This is a genomic window from Streptomyces sp. NPDC015345, assembly GCF_043078805.1.
In the GTDB taxonomy this organism is placed as follows: domain Bacteria; phylum Actinomycetota; class Actinomycetes; order Streptomycetales; family Streptomycetaceae; genus Streptomyces.
In genome coordinates, this window is record NZ_JBIBTX010000008.1 from 376,764 (window position 1) to 392,272 (window position 15,509).

Annotated in this window: 10 protein-coding genes; 1 reads left to right on the forward strand and 9 read right to left on the reverse strand. The window is 74.2% G+C overall.

Annotated elements, in window-relative coordinates; all coding sequences use genetic code 11:
• The first annotated feature begins 206 nt into the window (after positions 1-206).
• Positions 207-2,069 carry an MFS transporter gene (locus ACF062_RS31330; RefSeq protein ID WP_392142991.1) on the forward strand — a complete coding sequence of 621 codons (1,863 nt, stop codon included), beginning with the start codon at positions 207-209 and terminating at the stop codon, positions 2,067-2,069.
• 2 nt (positions 2,070-2,071) lie between these two features.
• Here ACF062_RS31330 and ACF062_RS31335 read toward each other — a convergent pair whose 3' ends face one another.
• From ACF062_RS31335 to ACF062_RS31375, 9 genes are all read right to left on the reverse strand, one after another.
• Positions 2,072-3,376 (reverse strand): extracellular solute-binding protein, encoded by a 1,305-nt coding sequence (locus ACF062_RS31335; RefSeq protein WP_392142992.1) that lies wholly within the window; start codon positions 3,374-3,376, stop codon positions 2,072-2,074.
• Complete coding sequence (locus ACF062_RS31340) at positions 3,373-4,539, reverse strand: hypothetical protein (RefSeq protein ID WP_392142993.1); 1,167 nt, start codon at positions 4,537-4,539, stop codon at positions 3,373-3,375. Before ACF062_RS31340 ends, ACF062_RS31335 begins: the two co-directional genes overlap by 4 nt.
• Positions 4,536-5,969 carry a VWA domain-containing protein gene (locus ACF062_RS31345; RefSeq protein WP_392142994.1) on the reverse strand — a complete coding sequence of 478 codons (1,434 nt, stop codon included), beginning with the start codon at positions 5,967-5,969 and terminating at the stop codon, positions 4,536-4,538. The genes ACF062_RS31340 and ACF062_RS31345 overlap by 4 nt, the downstream gene beginning before the upstream one ends.
• 2 nt (positions 5,970-5,971) lie before the next feature.
• The gene (locus ACF062_RS31350) at positions 5,972-8,461 is read right to left on the reverse strand and encodes a tetratricopeptide repeat protein (protein ID WP_392142995.1); all 2,490 of its coding nucleotides are present in this window, start codon (positions 8,459-8,461) and stop codon (positions 5,972-5,974) included.
• Complete coding sequence (locus ACF062_RS31355) at positions 8,458-10,263, reverse strand: trypsin-like peptidase domain-containing protein (RefSeq protein WP_392142996.1); 1,806 nt, start codon at positions 10,261-10,263, stop codon at positions 8,458-8,460. Before ACF062_RS31355 ends, ACF062_RS31350 begins: the two co-directional genes overlap by 4 nt.
• An 81-nt stretch (positions 10,264-10,344) precedes the next feature.
• A complete protein-coding gene (locus ACF062_RS31360; protein ID WP_392142997.1) occupies positions 10,345-11,211 on the reverse strand; it encodes a MerR family transcriptional regulator in 867 nt (288 codons plus the stop codon).
• Positions 11,212-11,302: 91 nt separating this feature from the next.
• A complete protein-coding gene (locus ACF062_RS31365; protein ID WP_392142998.1) occupies positions 11,303-13,180 on the reverse strand; it encodes a transglycosylase domain-containing protein in 1,878 nt (625 codons plus the stop codon).
• 130 nt (positions 13,181-13,310) lie between these two features.
• On the reverse strand, positions 13,311-13,991 hold the full coding sequence (snpA, locus tag ACF062_RS31370) for a snapalysin (protein WP_392142999.1): 681 nt from the start codon (positions 13,989-13,991) through the stop codon (positions 13,311-13,313).
• Positions 13,992-14,149: 158 nt separating this feature from the next.
• Positions 14,150-15,394 carry an MFS transporter gene (locus tag ACF062_RS31375; protein WP_392143000.1) on the reverse strand — a complete coding sequence of 415 codons (1,245 nt, stop codon included), beginning with the start codon at positions 15,392-15,394 and terminating at the stop codon, positions 14,150-14,152.
• Positions 15,395-15,509 lie beyond the last annotated feature (115 nt).

A 15,509-nucleotide genomic window follows, 5' to 3' on the forward strand; every position in this document is an offset into this window, starting at 1 on the left:
GGACGCACCCGCCGACCGGCGGCGAGAACACGCCGAACCCCCGCGGGGGAAGGCCCCACCCCGGGCTTTCCCCCGCGTCTGCGTGCTAGCGTCACAAGCTCGGGGGGCAGTACGCCGGGGCCGAGGACGGGGTGTCCGGGACGGACCCTCGTCGGCTCGAACCCGGGTACTCCGGAAACACGGACGACACGGGGAGAGAGCCTCCAGTGGCAACAGCGGAGCCGACGCGCGCCGACGCAGGGACCGAGCCGGACGGCAGCGAGGGCGCGGGCCGCGGCACCGGCCCGCGAATACCGCCGCCGTCTTCACGGCCCACCGGCACCGACCAGCCGCACACCGCCTGGGCCGCCTGGAAGCAGCGTCTTCTGCGCCGCCCGGTGCTCACCGTGACGGTGCTCGCCGGCGTGCTGCACATCGTCTGGTTCTTCGTCTTCGCCAACAGCGGCGGCGACCTCGCGGCGCAGGACGCCTGGGCGGAGTTCGTCGGCCGGCACCCCGCGTCGGCGTACAACCTCGCCTGGTACGGCGGCATGCACCCGGTGTCGTACAGCGTCATCTCGCCGTACCTGATGTCGGTGCTCGGCGTGCGGACGACGATGATGATCGCGGGGACGATCTCCGCCGCGCTGCTCACCATGATCCTGGTCCGCAGCCGCGCGGTGAAGGAGCCGATGTGGCCCGCCCTCGCGGGTGTCTTCGCGCTGCTGTGCAACGCCATATCGGGCCGCGTGACGTTCGGCCTCGGCCAGATGTTCGCGCTCATGGCGGTCGCCGCCGTCTTCTGCTGGCCGCACCGCTGGCGCTACAAGCGGTGGGCCAAGGCCCTGGTCGCCGCGCCGTTCGCCGCGCTCGCGACGATGGGCAGCCCGGTGGCGGGGCTCTTCGTGGGGCTCGTCGCCGTCGCGCTCTTCCTCAGCAAGCGCTACCCGGGCGCGTACGCGCTCGGGCTCGCGCCCGCCGTCGTGGTGGGCGTCTCCGCGTGGCTCTTCCCGTTCTCCGGCACGCAGCCGATGTCCTTCTGGTCGGCGTCGCTGCCGCTGCTGTTCGCGGTGGCCGTCTACTTCCTCGTACCGAAGCAGTGGACGACGGTCCGGATCACGACGGCCGTGTACGCGGCGTTCGTGCTCGGCGTGTGGATCATCAGTTCGCAGATCGGCTCCAACATCACCCGCCTCGCGATGTCCTTCACGGGCGTCGCGCTGATCGCCGCCCTGCCGTACACCGTGCGCAAGTCCCGCAAGTGGTACGCGATCGTGCTGGCCTTCGCCGTCTTCACCGGGTGGGTGGGGTACAAGACCGTCGACGACATCATCCACACGACGCCCGAGGCGTCGTGGTCGCGTGAGCTGGCGCCGCTGCTCAACGAACTCCAGGAGGTCGGCGCGGAGAGGGGCCGCGTCGAGGTGGTGCCCGCCCGCAGCCACCGCGAGGCCTCCGCGCTGCCCCAGAACGTCCAGCTGGCCCGCGGCTGGAACCGGCAGGCCGACATGGAGCGCAACCCCCTCTTCTACGACGACACCCTCAACTCCGCGAACTACCACGAGTGGCTCCAGCGCTGGTCCGTGCATTACGTCGTGCTGCCCTACGGCGAGCCCGACGGCGACGGCGGCAAGCGGGAGGCGCAGCTCATCGAGAACGGCCTGCCGTACCTGAAGAAGGTGTGGGCCGACGACAACTGGCAGTTGTACGAGGTCCTCGACCCGACTCCGCTCGCCGAGCCGAACGCCGTGGTGGAGCGGGCCGAGCAGGGCGAGATGACGCTCCGCGTGGACAAGCCGGGCCGCATCCTGATCCGCATCCCGTACTCGCCGTGGCTGAGCGTCGTCGACGCCGAGGGCAAGGGTGTGAAGCGGCCCCAGGAGACCGAGGAGTCGCAGCGGCGGCGCGCGGACGACGAGGACCTCCCCAAGGAGTACAGCAACGTCCACGGCTGCCTGGTGGAGTCCGCGGAGGACCGGGCGGGCGACAAGTGGACCGAACTGATCGCCCCGAAGGCCGGCGTCTACCGGCTCGGCTCGCCCTACCAGATCCCGCGCGGCACGCCCTGCCCGCCGGAGCTGCTGCGCTGACTTCAGCCGCCGGGCGGCGCGCAGACGCCGGACGCGGGCAGCCGGCCCGCGGCCGTGTCCGGCGCGGCGTCCTCGCGCACCGCGTCCAGCTGCTCCAGGAGTTCGTCGAGCCGTGCACCCTTGGGGTCCCTGAAGTACCGCAGGACGGCGCGGTGGAACGCGTCGCGCATTCCCGGTGCCATCACGTCCGAGGCGTCAAAGCAGAGGGTGTCGGCCTCGCGGGTGAGGATCTCGGCGAGGCGCCGCCCCGTCGGGTCGGTGGGCTGGGGGTCGGCGGCGTCCGGGAAGAGCGGCCGCAGCTCCTTCTTCGCCTCGGAGCGCCACAGTGTGCGGGCGGTGCTGCCCGACAGGCGCTCCACGAGGGTGCGGGCCGCCGGGTTGTCGCTGAAGACGGCGGCCATGTCGCCCGCCACCTCGTAGGCGCCGTCGTGGGCGGAGCGGCCGCGCAGGAAGCCCGCCGCCGGGTCGACGCGGACCCGGTCGCGGGCGTAGACGTACCGGATGAAGGCGCTCTGGTGCTCGTGCGTGCAGCGCGGCGTCATGGAGTCGAGCAGGCCGCGCGGGGCTCCGGCGCCCTTCGCCGCCGGGTCGGAGGTGCCGACGTACGACATGGTCAGGGACTGGTCGACGGAGGCCTTGGAGCGCTTGCCGAGGAGTGCGGCCCAGGTCGTCCACGCGTCGCGGACCCGGGGGTCGCGCCAGCTGAGGCGGCCGGTGGCCCACTCGGTGTAGACGGCGGGGCCCGCCCGGTGGAGCAGGATGTCCTCGATCCAGTCGGTGCCCGGCCAGCCGGAGGTGGCCTGTGAGGCGAGCGCGACGCACCACTTCGGGTCGGCGGCGCGGTCCCCCTTCCCGGCCTTGCTCCACACCAGGCTCTTCAGGTCGACCTTCAGCGGCACCCAGTAGGTGCGGCGGGTGCCGTCGACGGACAGGGGCGGCGCCCAGGGCGGGTAGGCGCGGGCGGCGGCCGTGGCGGTGAGCGGCTTGAGCCGGCCGGCGCGGGCGTACTCGGTGAGTTCGCCGACGCTGTTGAGGATCGCCACGTCGGGCGGGGCGTCGGCCTCCAGTTGCGCGACGAGCGTCTCGCGCAGGGAACGGGTCCCCTGGTAGGTGTACGTCGCTCCCGTGCCGTCGTCGAGCTTGTTCAGCATCGCTTCGAACGCCTCGCCCTCGTCGCCCGTCCAGGGGCCGAGGACGACGAGTGTCTCGGGCCGCTCGTCCGTGCAGGCGCCGGCGGTGACGGCGAGCAGGCAGGCGGCGAGGAAGCCGCGGAACGCGGCGCGGGTGCGCGTACGGCTGCGGTTCACAGGGCTGCCCCCGAGCGGGAGATGAGGACGTACTCGCGGCGGTAGGAGTGCAGCGTGGCGTAGCTGAGGGCCGCGCTGAGCAGCCCCACGGGCGCCACCCACGGCGCGGCCCCGCCGAGTCCGGGCAGGCGGCCACCCGCCAGGTCGCGGTCGGCCCGCTCGTCCAGGGAGGCGATCAGGCGGGGGTGCGGGGTCCCGAAGGGCCGCTCCTCGACGGTGGCCTCGATCGCGGGTGAGGTCGCGTCGGACAGCTGGTGCGCGGTGGTGACGGCCCGCTGCTGCGCGCGGTGGGCGAGCACGGCGTCGGCCGTCAGGAACGGAACGGCGAGCAGCGGCAGCGAGGCCACGAGCAGCGGCACGCTGACCCGCAGGTGGAAGCGGTGGCGGAGGAAGACCTGGGTGCGCCAGAGCCCGAGGCCGAGGAGGGCGAGGGAGATCCCGGCGACCCCGGCCGCGCCGAGCACACCGCCGCCGAGGGCCGCCCGCTCCGCCAGCCTGTCGCGCAGGCTCTCCTCCAGCGTGGAGATGCGGTCCACCACGGCGGTCGCGTCGGAGCCGCTGCCGGGCTCGCACGGCGGGTAGCCGCCGGGGCCCGCCTCGTCCGGGGGTGCGGGGGGTGTGCAGAGCATGCTGCGGGCGTAGCTGAGGCCGGCGGCCCGCAGCGGCGGGTCCCCGACGTTGTCCTGCGCGAAGTCGATCCACGTGCCGTAGTCGACGACGAGACCGGAGACCACGTCGAGCTCCTGGCGCTCGGCGGTGGTCAGGGCACCGCTGCGGGCCACCTGGTTGAGGCTCTGCGTGGCGCGGGTGGTCCGGGTCAGGTAGCGCTTCCCGATACCGCTGAGCCGCACCGACTCCCCGGCGGCGAGACTCCGCTCGGCCTCGCGGTCGGCGATGCGCAGGGACATCTCCGCGTCGGCCAGATCACCGAGGGCGGGCGTGTAACTGTCGCGCAGCGCCGTCGCGTCGGACCGGATCTCGGCGTACGCCCAGCCGAAGGCGACGGCCGCGACGACGGTGAGCAGGGGCAGTGCGATGAGACGCTCGCGCAAGTAGGCGCGGTTGCGGGTGCGTTCGGTGTGTGGCGCGGCCCACAGATGTCGCCACAGGCGACGTGCCGCGTCGGCGGCGATGAGGCGGGCGGCGGGCCAGGGGGCGCTCATCGGCGGCCCCCGGGGGGACGGACGCCGGGGAGGACCGTCACGCTGGATTGGATGCGCGCCGCCTCGACGTCGAAGCGGGCGATGTGGTCCAGGAGCCGTACCGTGCCGCGCTCGGCGTCGTCCACGCGGATCAGGCGCCGCAGGTGGTCCCGCATCGCCGTGTCGCCCGTCTCTCCCGCGAGCCGCCAGGCCGTGCCGAGGAGTGCCTCGGCCGAGTCCCGCGCGCCCCGCTTCAGCTCGGCGCAGGCCTGTTCGAAGGTGCGGTGCAGCTCCTCCTCGTGCTGGTAGTGGGCGACTTGGGGGTCGAGGCGGCTGTAGAGGTCGGCGTCGTCGGTCCAGCGCATCAGGATGGGCTGCGGCGCGGGCAGTTCGACGTCCCGCGCGTCGTCGGCCGCGTCGATCCCGGCCTCCGTCAGCAGGAGTTCCTTGCCGAGCTGGGCCGGGTCGTAGGGCGCGGCGACGCAGAGGAGATAGGCGCGGGTCTCCTCGCCGCACGGGCCCAGTTCGTACTCCTGGACGGGACCGCCCGCACCGGTGCTGACGCCGGTCAGGTCGACGTGGGAAGGGGTGAGCGCCGTACGCGTGGGGTGGACCTGTTCGAAGGAGAGCGGGCGCACCCCGGCCCGGTGGTAGAGGCGCAGCCGCAGGCCGGTCACGTCGCGTTCGGCGGCGCGCCCGGTGAGCGCGGCCAGTTCGCCGGGCAGCCGCGTGAGGTCCTCCACGGCGCGGGTGCGGCCGCCCAACGCGTGCGCGATGAGCAGCAGTTCCTCGGTCTCCCAGGCGTCGCCGATGCCCACGACGTCGCAGTCGAAGGCCCGCGCGCACCGCTCGACCCGCGCGCGCAGGTCCTCGGGCGATTCGTACCCGGGCTCGTTCTTGCCGTCGGTGAGCAGCAGGGCATGGCGTACGTAGTCGGCGGACCCAGTGGCGGGCAGTTCGCGGAAGAGGAGCCTGGCCCGCTCCAGCCAGGTGCCCATCGCGGTGCCGCCGCCCGGCGTGCAGTCGTACAGGGCGGCCTCCGCGGCGGCCCGCGACTCGGCGTGCGCGACGGCGAGGCCGGGCTTTCTGGGGTAGATCATGGTGGCCTTGTCACCCCCGGCGACCAGGGCGAACAGCGCGCCGTCCGGGATCTTGGCCAGCGCGCTGACGGCGGCGGCGCGTGCGGCGGCCAGCCGGCTCGGCGGGATCACCATCGAGGAGGAGTGGTCGATGAGCAGCACCTCCGCGAGCCGGGGCCGGTGCCCGCCCGCCGCCGGGTCCCCCTCGGTCGCGCCGGACGCCGAGGGCGGTGCGGCGCCGGGCCTGCGGACGGTCACCGTGAGGACCGCGTACATCCGCGCCGGTTCCGCGCTGCCGGGCAGGCGCGGGCGGGGCAGCTCGACGACCTGGCTCACCTCCAGGCCGACGCGGGCGCGCGGGCCGGACGTCACGTTCAACCGCCCGGCTGCGTCGGCGTGTTGTTCCTGATCCAGTCCTTGATCTTCTTGCCCGGCCATGGGGTGTCCCTGTGGTGTCGGAAGGCGAAGGGGCGTACCGCGTAGGCGCGGTCCAGGAGGAGTTCGGCGAGCGGCGTCTCGGTGCCCCGCGGCGGTGCGTCGCGGGCGGCCTGGAGGGCGAGGCCGCGGTAGAAGCGGGACAGGTCCTTGCGCAGCGCGCGTTCGTCGGCGGGGAACTCCAGCAGCGGGTCGGCCCGTCCGGCGACGGCGCGCAGTTCGGCGCCGGTCATCCGCGGGGCGCCGCCCTCGGCGGGCGCGAGCAGGCGCTGGGCGACGCCCCACACCTCCGCCTTCATCCGCACGCGGGCCTGTTCGTCGGTCAGGCCGTGCGCGGAGAACAGCCCGGCGAGGGCGCGCACCGCCGTGCCGAGGCCGTCCGCGTCCCGCGCGTGGTCGGCGCGGATGCGCACCGCGGCGGTACGGGCGGCCGTGCGGTGCCGGGAGTGCTGGGGCACCGCGTCCAGCGCGGCGATCGCGGCGGCGAGGGCGTCGGGGCCGCCGAGGGCGAGCCGGGCACGGGCGGCGCCGAACGCCGCGCTGCCGAGCGAAGGATTGCGCAGCCGCACCGCCTCGTAGAACGTCAGCGCCTCGTGCGGCCGCCGCAGGTGCTCGGCGCAGTGGCCGAGGGCCAGCTTGGGGGCGTACTCCCCGGGGATCGCGCCGTAGACCCGGTCGAAGTGGCCGCGCGCCTCGGCCACCCGGGACCGGGCGAGCGCGAGCAGGCCGCGGTGCCAGTCGAGCCGCCAGTCGTGGGGCGCCCGCGCGGGACCTATGGCGTCCTCGGCGAGGGCGAGCGCGGTCTCGGCGGCGGTCAGGGCGCCGGGGCCGCCGTGCGGCTCCACCCGCAGCCGCAGCCGGCAGCGCAGCAGGTGCACCTCGGGGGAGTCCCGCCAGTCGCCGGTGTGCTGGAGCAGCGCCTCGGGGTCGTCGTCGCTGAGCCTGCTCAGCTCGCCGTGGTGATCGTCGTCCGGGTCGGGGCGCGGCACGGGCAGCCGCCGGGCCACCTCGGGCGGGGCGGGGGCCGGGTAGCGGGGCGCGGAACCCCCGGCACCGGAGGCACCGGAGGCACCGGAGGCGTCGGGGGCGGCCCAGCGCGACACCTCGGGCGCGGCGCCGAGCCCGCCGTCCAGCGCGTACGCCGATTGCAGGAAGAGCGGCGAGGGCTCGAAGGTCTCCACGCCCGTGCGCAGGGAACGCAACTCCCGGAAGACACCCCGCAGCTGCTCCTCCATCTCCTTGGCGGTGGCGAAGCGGTCGGCGCGCCGGGTGCGGGTGGCGCGGCGCAGGGCGCGGGCGAGGGAGACCAGGCCGAGCCCGCGGTGCCCGGCGGCCGGGTCGTCCAGCGGGCCGAGCGCGGCCAGCTCCGCCAGGTCGTGGCGGGTCGCGCCGAGGCCGCACAGGCTGCGCAGCGTCTCACCGAGGCTGAACAGGTCGTCCTGCGGCAGCGACTCGCCGTGGTCCCCGACGCTGGGCGCCCGGTAGGCGGAGGTGGTGAGGCCGGGCGCGCCCGCGCGGCGCACGCTTCCCACGTCGATGAGCTTGGTGGTGGAGCCGTCGTGCATGACGTTGGGCGGCTTGAGGTCGCCGTAGACCTTGCCGCGTTCGGGGGCGTGCAGATAGGCGAGCCCGGCCAGGATCCGCACGCCGTACGCGAGGGCGAACTCCAGGAACCGCTCGTGGCCGAACTCCTCGGGGTGCTCACGGGCGCGGGCCCGCACCTCTTCGAGGTTGAGCCCGTCCACGTACTGGAGGACCAGGAAGTCCCCGATGCCGTCGTGGTGCCCGTAGTTGAACACCCGGATGAAACCGTCGTGGTTGAGCTCGACCAGCTCCTTGCGCTCGCCCTTGAGCAGGCTGTACGAGTCCGTGGCCAGATCCGCGTGCAGCATCTTGATGGCGACGGCGCGGTTGTCGACCTTCGTGTCGCGGGCGAGGCACACCTCGCCCATGCCGCCGTAGCCGAGCGGCCGCACCAGGCGGTACTGGCCCGCGAGCAGCGTGCCGGACGGCAGTGGCAGCGAACCCGGCGGGGCGAGGCGGGCCGCGTCGCCGCTCTCGCTGTCGGCGCGGTCCAGCAGGGTGATCTCGGGCAGGACCGTGGGGTCGGGGTTCTCGGGCGGGAGCGTGACACCGGCGGGGCGTGGCGGGGGCGCGGCGGCCGGGCCGACGATCCAGTACGGGGGCTCCTCGTGACCGTGGGAGGAGTACGAGGGGGGCGGGGGCCCGGAGAGGTCAGGGCCGCCGCTCACCGCGACGGTCGGCGCGAGGCCGAAGCCGGAGTCGAGGCCGGGGCCGGGGATCGCGGGCGCCGCCGCCGAGTGCCGCCCCGTCTCCGGGTCCACCCGCTCCCCGCTGGCCAGGCAGTACCCGGTGGGCGTGACGGTCCCCGAACAGCCGGGATGCGTACAGGACTTGACCGGGCTCACGCGTCACCGTCCGCCTCGGCCAGGCGCCGCACCACCCGCGCGAACGCCTCCACGGCCCGCTCGGCGTCGGCGAGCGGACACGGTCCCGCCATCAGGAGCCGCTGCGCCTCGCGGTAGGGGCCGACCGCGTCGGCGTGCTCGGCCAGGCCCCGCCGGGCCAGGCGCGCCAGATGGTCGCGGAGCAGCCCGCGCAGCCGCAGATGCTCGTCGAGCACCGCCCGCAGCTCCCCCTCGGCGGCCCTGGCCCGTAAGAGGTAGGTGTCCACGGCCTGTTCGGCGTAACTGAGCTTCTCCAGGAAGTGCGGCCCGCCCCGCCCGGTGAGCGGCCGCAGCTCGTCGCTGAGCTGCACGGTCCACAGCGCGGCCCGCGCCGCGTACCCGGTGGCGAGCGGCGGGTCCACGACGTGCGGCTCCACGCGGTGGAAGAGGCGCCGCGCACGCCGCTCGGTGCCGGACAGTTCGTCGACGCGGGCGCCGATCCGCCGGAGCCACCGCGCGGCCCGGTCGGCGGGCAGCAGACGTTCGGCCATGGCGTAGGGGAAGCCGTGCGTGCCGTCACGCACGACGAGCAGCAACCGCGCCCCGGAGTCGGCGAGTTCCCGCAGGACGCGCACCGCCGCGGCGGGCTCCGTCGGCGACCGGTCGGCGTACAGCACGGCGACTGCCGGGCGGTGGCGCGGGGCCGTGTGCCGCCGTGCCGCGTGCCGCAGCTCGTGCCGCAGCACGGCCAGGGCCTCGCGCAACTCCGGCCGGTCGGGGTCGTCGAGGGCGGCGCCCTCCAGGTCGAGGACGAGGCCGATGCTGCCGACGCGGGGCGCGATCCCGGCGCGGGACAGGAGCGAGGCGCCGGGCTCGGCGGGGCCGGGGGCTCCGGGGCCGGGTCCCGCGGCGTCCAGGGGGCTCACGGCCAGGTGCGGCGCCTGCTCCCGGTCGGCCATGTTCAGTACGACGTACAGCGCCTGCCTGGCCCGCTCGTCGTCCTCGGCGATGAAGAGGACCTCGGTGTCCCAGGCGTCCTCGTCACCGTTCAGCCAGCGGGTGACGGTGCACTGGAGGCCGTGCGGGCGGGCCGCGCGGGCCGCCTCGGCGGGCACGACGCGGTGGCCGGGCACGGCGTGCGGCCCCGTCACGTACCGCTCGGCGAACCGGCGGAAGTACTTGGCGACCGTGGCCGCCGGGATCATGTAGCCGTGCTCGCCGCTCTCGTCGGCCTGCGCGACGATGCCGAGCAGCCGGTCGCCGCCCTCCTCGCGCACCCCCGAGCCACTGAACCCGCCGCGCAGCCTGCCCGCCCCCGTCAGGTCGATCTGCACCCGCTCGTCGCCCTCGCCGCCCGGACCCATGCAGGCGCCGGTCAGCCACTCGCCGCCCGACTGGTACTCGGGGAAGCCGTCGATGAGGACGGGTGCGCCCCGGTAGTCGAGCGTGCGGTGCAGCGTGACCGGTGACGGCACGGGCGCGGGCTCGTCCAGGACGAGCAGCGCGAGGTCGCCCTGCGCCTTGCCGAAGGGAGGCACCCAGTGCCCGGCCGCCACCGCCGCGGTGCGGCGCGGGGTGCGCGTCAGCCCTTGGAGCATCGGAAACTCGACCTGGACGCGCTCGGGGCGCAGGCCCGTCACCGGGTCGCGGATCACATGGGCGCAGGTGAGCACGTGGTCGCCGCCGAACAGCACCCCGGCGCCGAGCACGTCACCGCTCCCCGACGCGGCCCACCGCCGCAGCCGCACCCGCCAACTGCCGTGATCAGCGGGGGCGTTCACGCCCTCGCCGAAACCTTCCCGCCTCTTGTCCCCGTCCCCCATGCTTCCTCAGGATAGGCGCCGGGACGGGCAATGACGCCTGGGCTGCATGGGGCGGCGGGGAGGGAATTCACAGGGCGCGCCCTACGCCCCCGACACCGGGAACGCCACGTCGCACACCTCGTCCTCGGGCCCGCTGCGGTCCCAGTCGGCGAAGTACACCTCGCGGCACGGCCCCGACACCGTCAGGCCCCGCTCGGCCACCCAGGCCTCCACCGCGTCGAAGGCCGCGAGGATCTGCGGGTAGGCGACTTGCGCCTTGGTGATCCTGGTGTAGGCGAGGCGGTGCGCGGGCTCCACCCGCACCGTGAGGCCGCGCGAACGACCCCGGGCCGCGGCCCAGGCACGGGCCGCCTCCGCGTCCACGACCGGCACGCACGACTCGGCGGGTCCGTCGCTCTCCTCGGTCACGTCCGCGTGGTAGACGACGAAGTGCGGGGCGGCCATGCCCCCGCACTCCTCCTCGGCGGCCCGCTCCAGACACTCCGCCGAGGCATCGATCCAGGCGGGCAGCTCCCCGCTGCTGACATGCCGGGTCTCACTCAGGACGTGGGTCTCCGGCACGTCCACCGTCTTCACCTCGAATGTCGCGTACAACTCGGCGTTCCTTCCCGACAGTCGTCCACGGAGGTAGCGCGCGAGGGTCCGCTGCTCGGCGAAGCGCTCCTCGACCCCGGTCCAGTAGGCGTCGAGCGTGCGCGCCGCCCGCTCCCCGTCGAGCCCCAGCATCCCGGCGATGCCGGCCAGCGGCATGTCGAGACGGCGCAGCATCGCCACCGTGCGGGCCTGTTCGATCTGGGCGGCCCGGTAGTAGCGGTAGCCGCTGGCCTCGTCGACGTGCGCGGGCGTCAGGAGCCCGAGCCGGTCGTACAGTCGCAGCGCCTTCGGCGAGAGCCGCGCGCGGGCGGCGAACACGCCGATGGAGAGCAGTTCTTCTGGTTGCGCGGTCACGGTTGCCATCCTCCGTCACCGGGCCGGCCGGCCCGGTGACGCAGACTCTGGGGTCTGCCCCAGGGGCAAGGTCAACGCCCGCCGCGGCCCGTCACTTCTGTCCGGCGTACGCGGCCCAGATCCGCGGCGGCAGCACGTTCCCGCGCCGCGAGTCCTTCCCCGCGACGCCCGACATCGGCAGCAGCCGCGGCTCGCCGGGGCGGACGCGGAAGACGGTCACCGCCGTCGAGAGGTCCTTGGTGAACCCGGTGACCCAGGCGGTCCGCAGCCGGTCCTGGTCGCCCGTGCGGCCCGCCGAGACCCCCGGCCCGAGGTCCTTGCCGCTCGCGCGCAGGGCGTCGGCGACCTCGCCCGCCACCCCCTCGTCCAGCGCGCGCCCCGGAGCGGGCCGCTCCAGGCCGGGCAGGGCCGAGCCGTCCTTGACGGCCTTGGTCACCGAGTAGGGGTCGTGCCGCAGCCCGCCGCCCGCGAAGGTGCCGTACGCCGCGGCCATCCGGATCGCGCTGGGCGTCGAGGTGCCGACGGAGAAGGACGGCTCCAGGGGCGCCATGCTCTGCGTCAGCAGCCCCGCGTCGACGGCCGTCCGGCGGACCCGCTCCCGGCCGACGTCCTTGCCGAGGCGTACGTAGGTCGCGTTGCCGCCGGGGTACAGGGCCGCACGGAGGGTTGGGTGGTCGGGGTCGGGCTCGCCCGTGGCGCGGCGCAGGGTGCCGTCGGCGGCGTAGAAACTGTCGGCCAGGACGCTCTGCTCGGCCCCGGCGAGCGGGGAGTCGGGCGCGGAAACGCCGTGCTGGAGCGCGGCGGCGAGCACGAACGGCTTGAACGCCGAGCCCACCGGGACACCGGACGTGTCCGCGTTGTTGCTGAAGTGCTCGGTGGCGTCACGGCCGCCGTAGAGCGCCACCACCGCCCCGTCGGACGGGCGCACGGACGCGGCGCCGACCTGCACGTGCCGGTCGGCCGCGCGGGTCTTCGGCTTGAGGTCACGCTCCAGGACCCGGCGCACGGAACGCTCCAGGTCGGCCACCTTCCCCTTGTCGAAGGTGGTGTGGATCTCGTACCCGCCGCGCGCCAGCTCCTCGTCGGTGAGGCCGGTGCGCTGCTTGAGGTACTTGTTGGCGACGTCGACGAGGTAACCGGTCTGGCCACCGAGGCTGGTGGAGCGCGACTGCCTGCGCGGCTCGGGGAACGTGCGGTGCTTCGCCCGCTCCTTCTTCGACATCAGGCCCACGTCGACCTGCCGGTCCAGGATCCACGCCCAGCGCCCGCGCGCCCGCTCGCGGTTGGCCTTGCCGCCCGCCGGGTCGTACAGCTCGGCGCCCTTCAGCATCGCGGCCAGGAACGCGCCCTGGCTGGGGTCCAGCTTCTCGGCGGGGATGCCGTAGTACGCGTGGGCGGCCGCCTCGATGCCGTTGGCCCCGCGCCCGAACCAGCTGGTGTTGAGATACCCCTCCAGGATCTCCTCCTTGCTCTTCTTGCGGTCCACCTTCAGCGCGATCACGAACTCCTTGACCTTCCGCGTGACGGTCTGGTCCTGCGAGAGGTAGGTGTTCTTCACGTACTGCTGGGTGATGGTGGAACCGCCCTGCGTCTCCTGGCCGCGGACCATGTTGACCGCCGCCCGCGCCAGGCCCTTGGGGGAGACGCCGGAGTCGTCGTAGAACGTCTCGTTCTCGGCGGCGATCACCGCGTTCACGGCGGCGGGGGCGATCTGGTCCAGCTCCACGTTCTGCCGGTTGACCTCTCCGGTGCTCACCATCTGGGTGCCGTCGGACCAGTAGTAGACGTTGGCCTCGCGGTGGATCCCGGCGTTCTCGTCGGGAATGTCCACACTGGCGTACACACCGATCAGGAGCGCGGTGAGGGTGAGCGCGAGGAGACCGGCGGAGCCGAGCAGCTGCCGCCAGGAGGGCAGCCAGCGGCGGACGCCCGCGCGGCCGGAGCGCGGGTAGTCCACGAGACGCCGCACGCGGCGGTGCACCCTCTTCCCACGAGCATGAATACCCATGTCGTGGGAGAGGGCGCCGCGCGCGGCCGGGTTGGCCCGGAAGGTGTTTGCGGTACGTAACAGCCGCCGGGCCAGGGGTGGAGGGCCCCGGTCAGCGGATCTTCGTCAGCTCGCCCTCGTCCTTGAGGACGGCGACGCCACGGGACCAGATGCTGTCGACCCGCTGCCGCTCCTGGGCGTTGGGCCGCGCGTTGGTGCAGGACGGGCCGGGGCCGCCGCCCGACATCAGCTCGCTGCACGGGCCCGAGTAGTGGTCGGGGAGACCGAGCACGTGACCCGTCTCGTGGGCCGTCACGCGCAGGGAGTTGTACTGCTGGTTCTGCCGGTAGTCCAGGAAGATGTAGCCGTGCCCGCGCCCGTCGGTGTAGGCGTACGAGCCGCGCGAGTCATTGCCCTCGCGGTACTCGAAGTCCGTGCCGCTGCTCGCCTCCTGGAGCTTCACGTTGCTCACCGAGGAGTTCCATATCTGTGTGCTCTGCGCTATCTGGCTGCGGAAGCTCGGGGCCCGGCTGGTGCTGTAGGTGACGGTGACGGCCTGGATGCCGGGCTTCGCCGCCTGCTTCTTCAGCGCCGACTTCATGACGGCTTCGAAGAACTGCCGGTTGGCGGCCTGGCTCTCGCCGGTGTACGAGGACGAGGAGTACGCGGAGGTGGCGTACGACTTCTCGGCGGCGGGAGCGGGGGCGGCGGGGGCCGCGAACGCCGTGGGGGCGGTCAGGGCGGCCACGAGGGCGGCGGCGCCGAGGGCGGCGACGGTTCCGGTTCTGTTCATGTGGGGTGTGTCCCTTCCGGGATGGAGGCCTGCGGGTGCGGCCTCCGGTCGGGACGAGTATCGGGAGCGGGAGCGCGGTCGGACCCGATGCCATTAGGTGATAACTCAACGACATCAATCCCCGTGCGGACGGCGGCAGTTGGCGAGGACGGGCGTGGCTACGGCAGGCGCCTGACCCGATGGATGTCCCGTACGCAGAGATTGAGCACCGCGGTGGCCACGACGACGCCCCCGCAGACCAGGAGCACGGACCGCTCGGCGAACGCGTTCGAGAGCAGCGCGACGACAAGGTAGCCGAGCGGGATGGCGAGGCGCTCGCCGACCTGGTTGAAGGCGCTCATGCGGCCCAACTCCGCCTCCGGCACCTGCTGCTGGAAGGCCGTGACCCAGGTGACGCCCGCGACGTCCAGACAGACACCCGCCAGCGCGGCGCACACCAGCAGCCACGGCAGCCCCAGGCCGAACGCCATCGCGGCCAGGGGCAGCGCCAGTCCCGCACCGGCGGCCACGGCCACGACGAGCAGCCGGCGCGGCTTCCACCGCAGGCAGACGGCCGCACCCGCGAGCAGCCCGAAGGAGAAGGCCCCCTGGATCAGCCCCCAGGTGCGGGCCCCCGCGTAGTGCTCCTCGGCGACCACCGGGCCGAGCAGCTGGTAGCCCGCGAGGAACGCGGCGACCAGGACCGTCCCCGCGGCCGTGTACGTCCACAGCCAGGTCCGTGACCAGAAGCCCGTCCAGCCCGCCCGCAGGTCGGCGAGCGCGCCGCCACGGGTGGCCGGGGCGCCGAGCCGCAGCCCGAGCAGCAAGAACGCCGCACCGGCGAAGGTGAGCGCGTCGAAGCCGAGCGCCCAGGCCGGGCCGCCGGCGGCGACGATCAGCCCGCCCGCGACCGGCCCGGCCACCTTGACGGCGTTGGTGGGCAGCCGCAGCAGAGCGTTGGCCTGCTGGAGCAGGTCCGGCGCGACGAGCTGCGGGAGAACGCCCTGCGCGGCGGGCGTGGTGAAGGCCACCGCGACGCCCGAGACGAAGCCGCAGGCCGCGATGGATCCGGTGCTCGCATGCCCCGTGGCCACCACCAGGGCCAGGGCGCCCTGCGCGACGGCGGCGATGAGGTTGCCGCCGAACAGCAGGCGACTGCGGGAGAGCCGGTCGGCGAGGACGCCGCCGACCAGCAGGAAGGCCACGGTAGGCACGGTGTTGGCGGCGAGCACGACACCGAGCGCCCCGGCTCCACCGCCCGCGCCGATGACCGCGTAGGCGAGGGCGAGCGGGGCCATCGCGGACCCCGTGGCGGAGACGAGCTGGGCGAGGAGGAACCGCCGGAAGGCGGCGAGGCGCAGGGGTGAGTGGGGGCGGGGGGCCGTGGGCGGTGTCGGTCCGGCCGCGGTGTCCGTGACGCTCATGTTCTCCCTGGTCGCTCGGCGTGGTGGTGCGGCTCGGCGGGAAGCGTACGCCGGGCGAGGTCGAGGCCGCGCTGACCTCGCTTTCGTGCAGAGTGCGGCGCTGATGTCGGGGCAG

Coding starts and splice junctions, on each gene's coding strand:
- ACF062_RS31340 (WP_392142993.1), bottom strand. CDS start 4,539: ATGAGCGCCCCCTGGCCCGCCGCCCGCCTCATCGCCGCCGACGCGGCA.
- ACF062_RS31355 (WP_392142996.1), bottom strand. CDS start 10,263: ATGGGGGACGGGGACAAGAGGCGGGAAGGTTTCGGCGAGGGCGTGAAC.
- snpA (WP_392142999.1), bottom strand. CDS start 13,991: ATGAACAGAACCGGAACCGTCGCCGCCCTCGGCGCCGCCGCCCTCGTG.
- ACF062_RS31375 (WP_392143000.1), bottom strand. CDS start 15,394: ATGAGCGTCACGGACACCGCGGCCGGACCGACACCGCCCACGGCCCCC.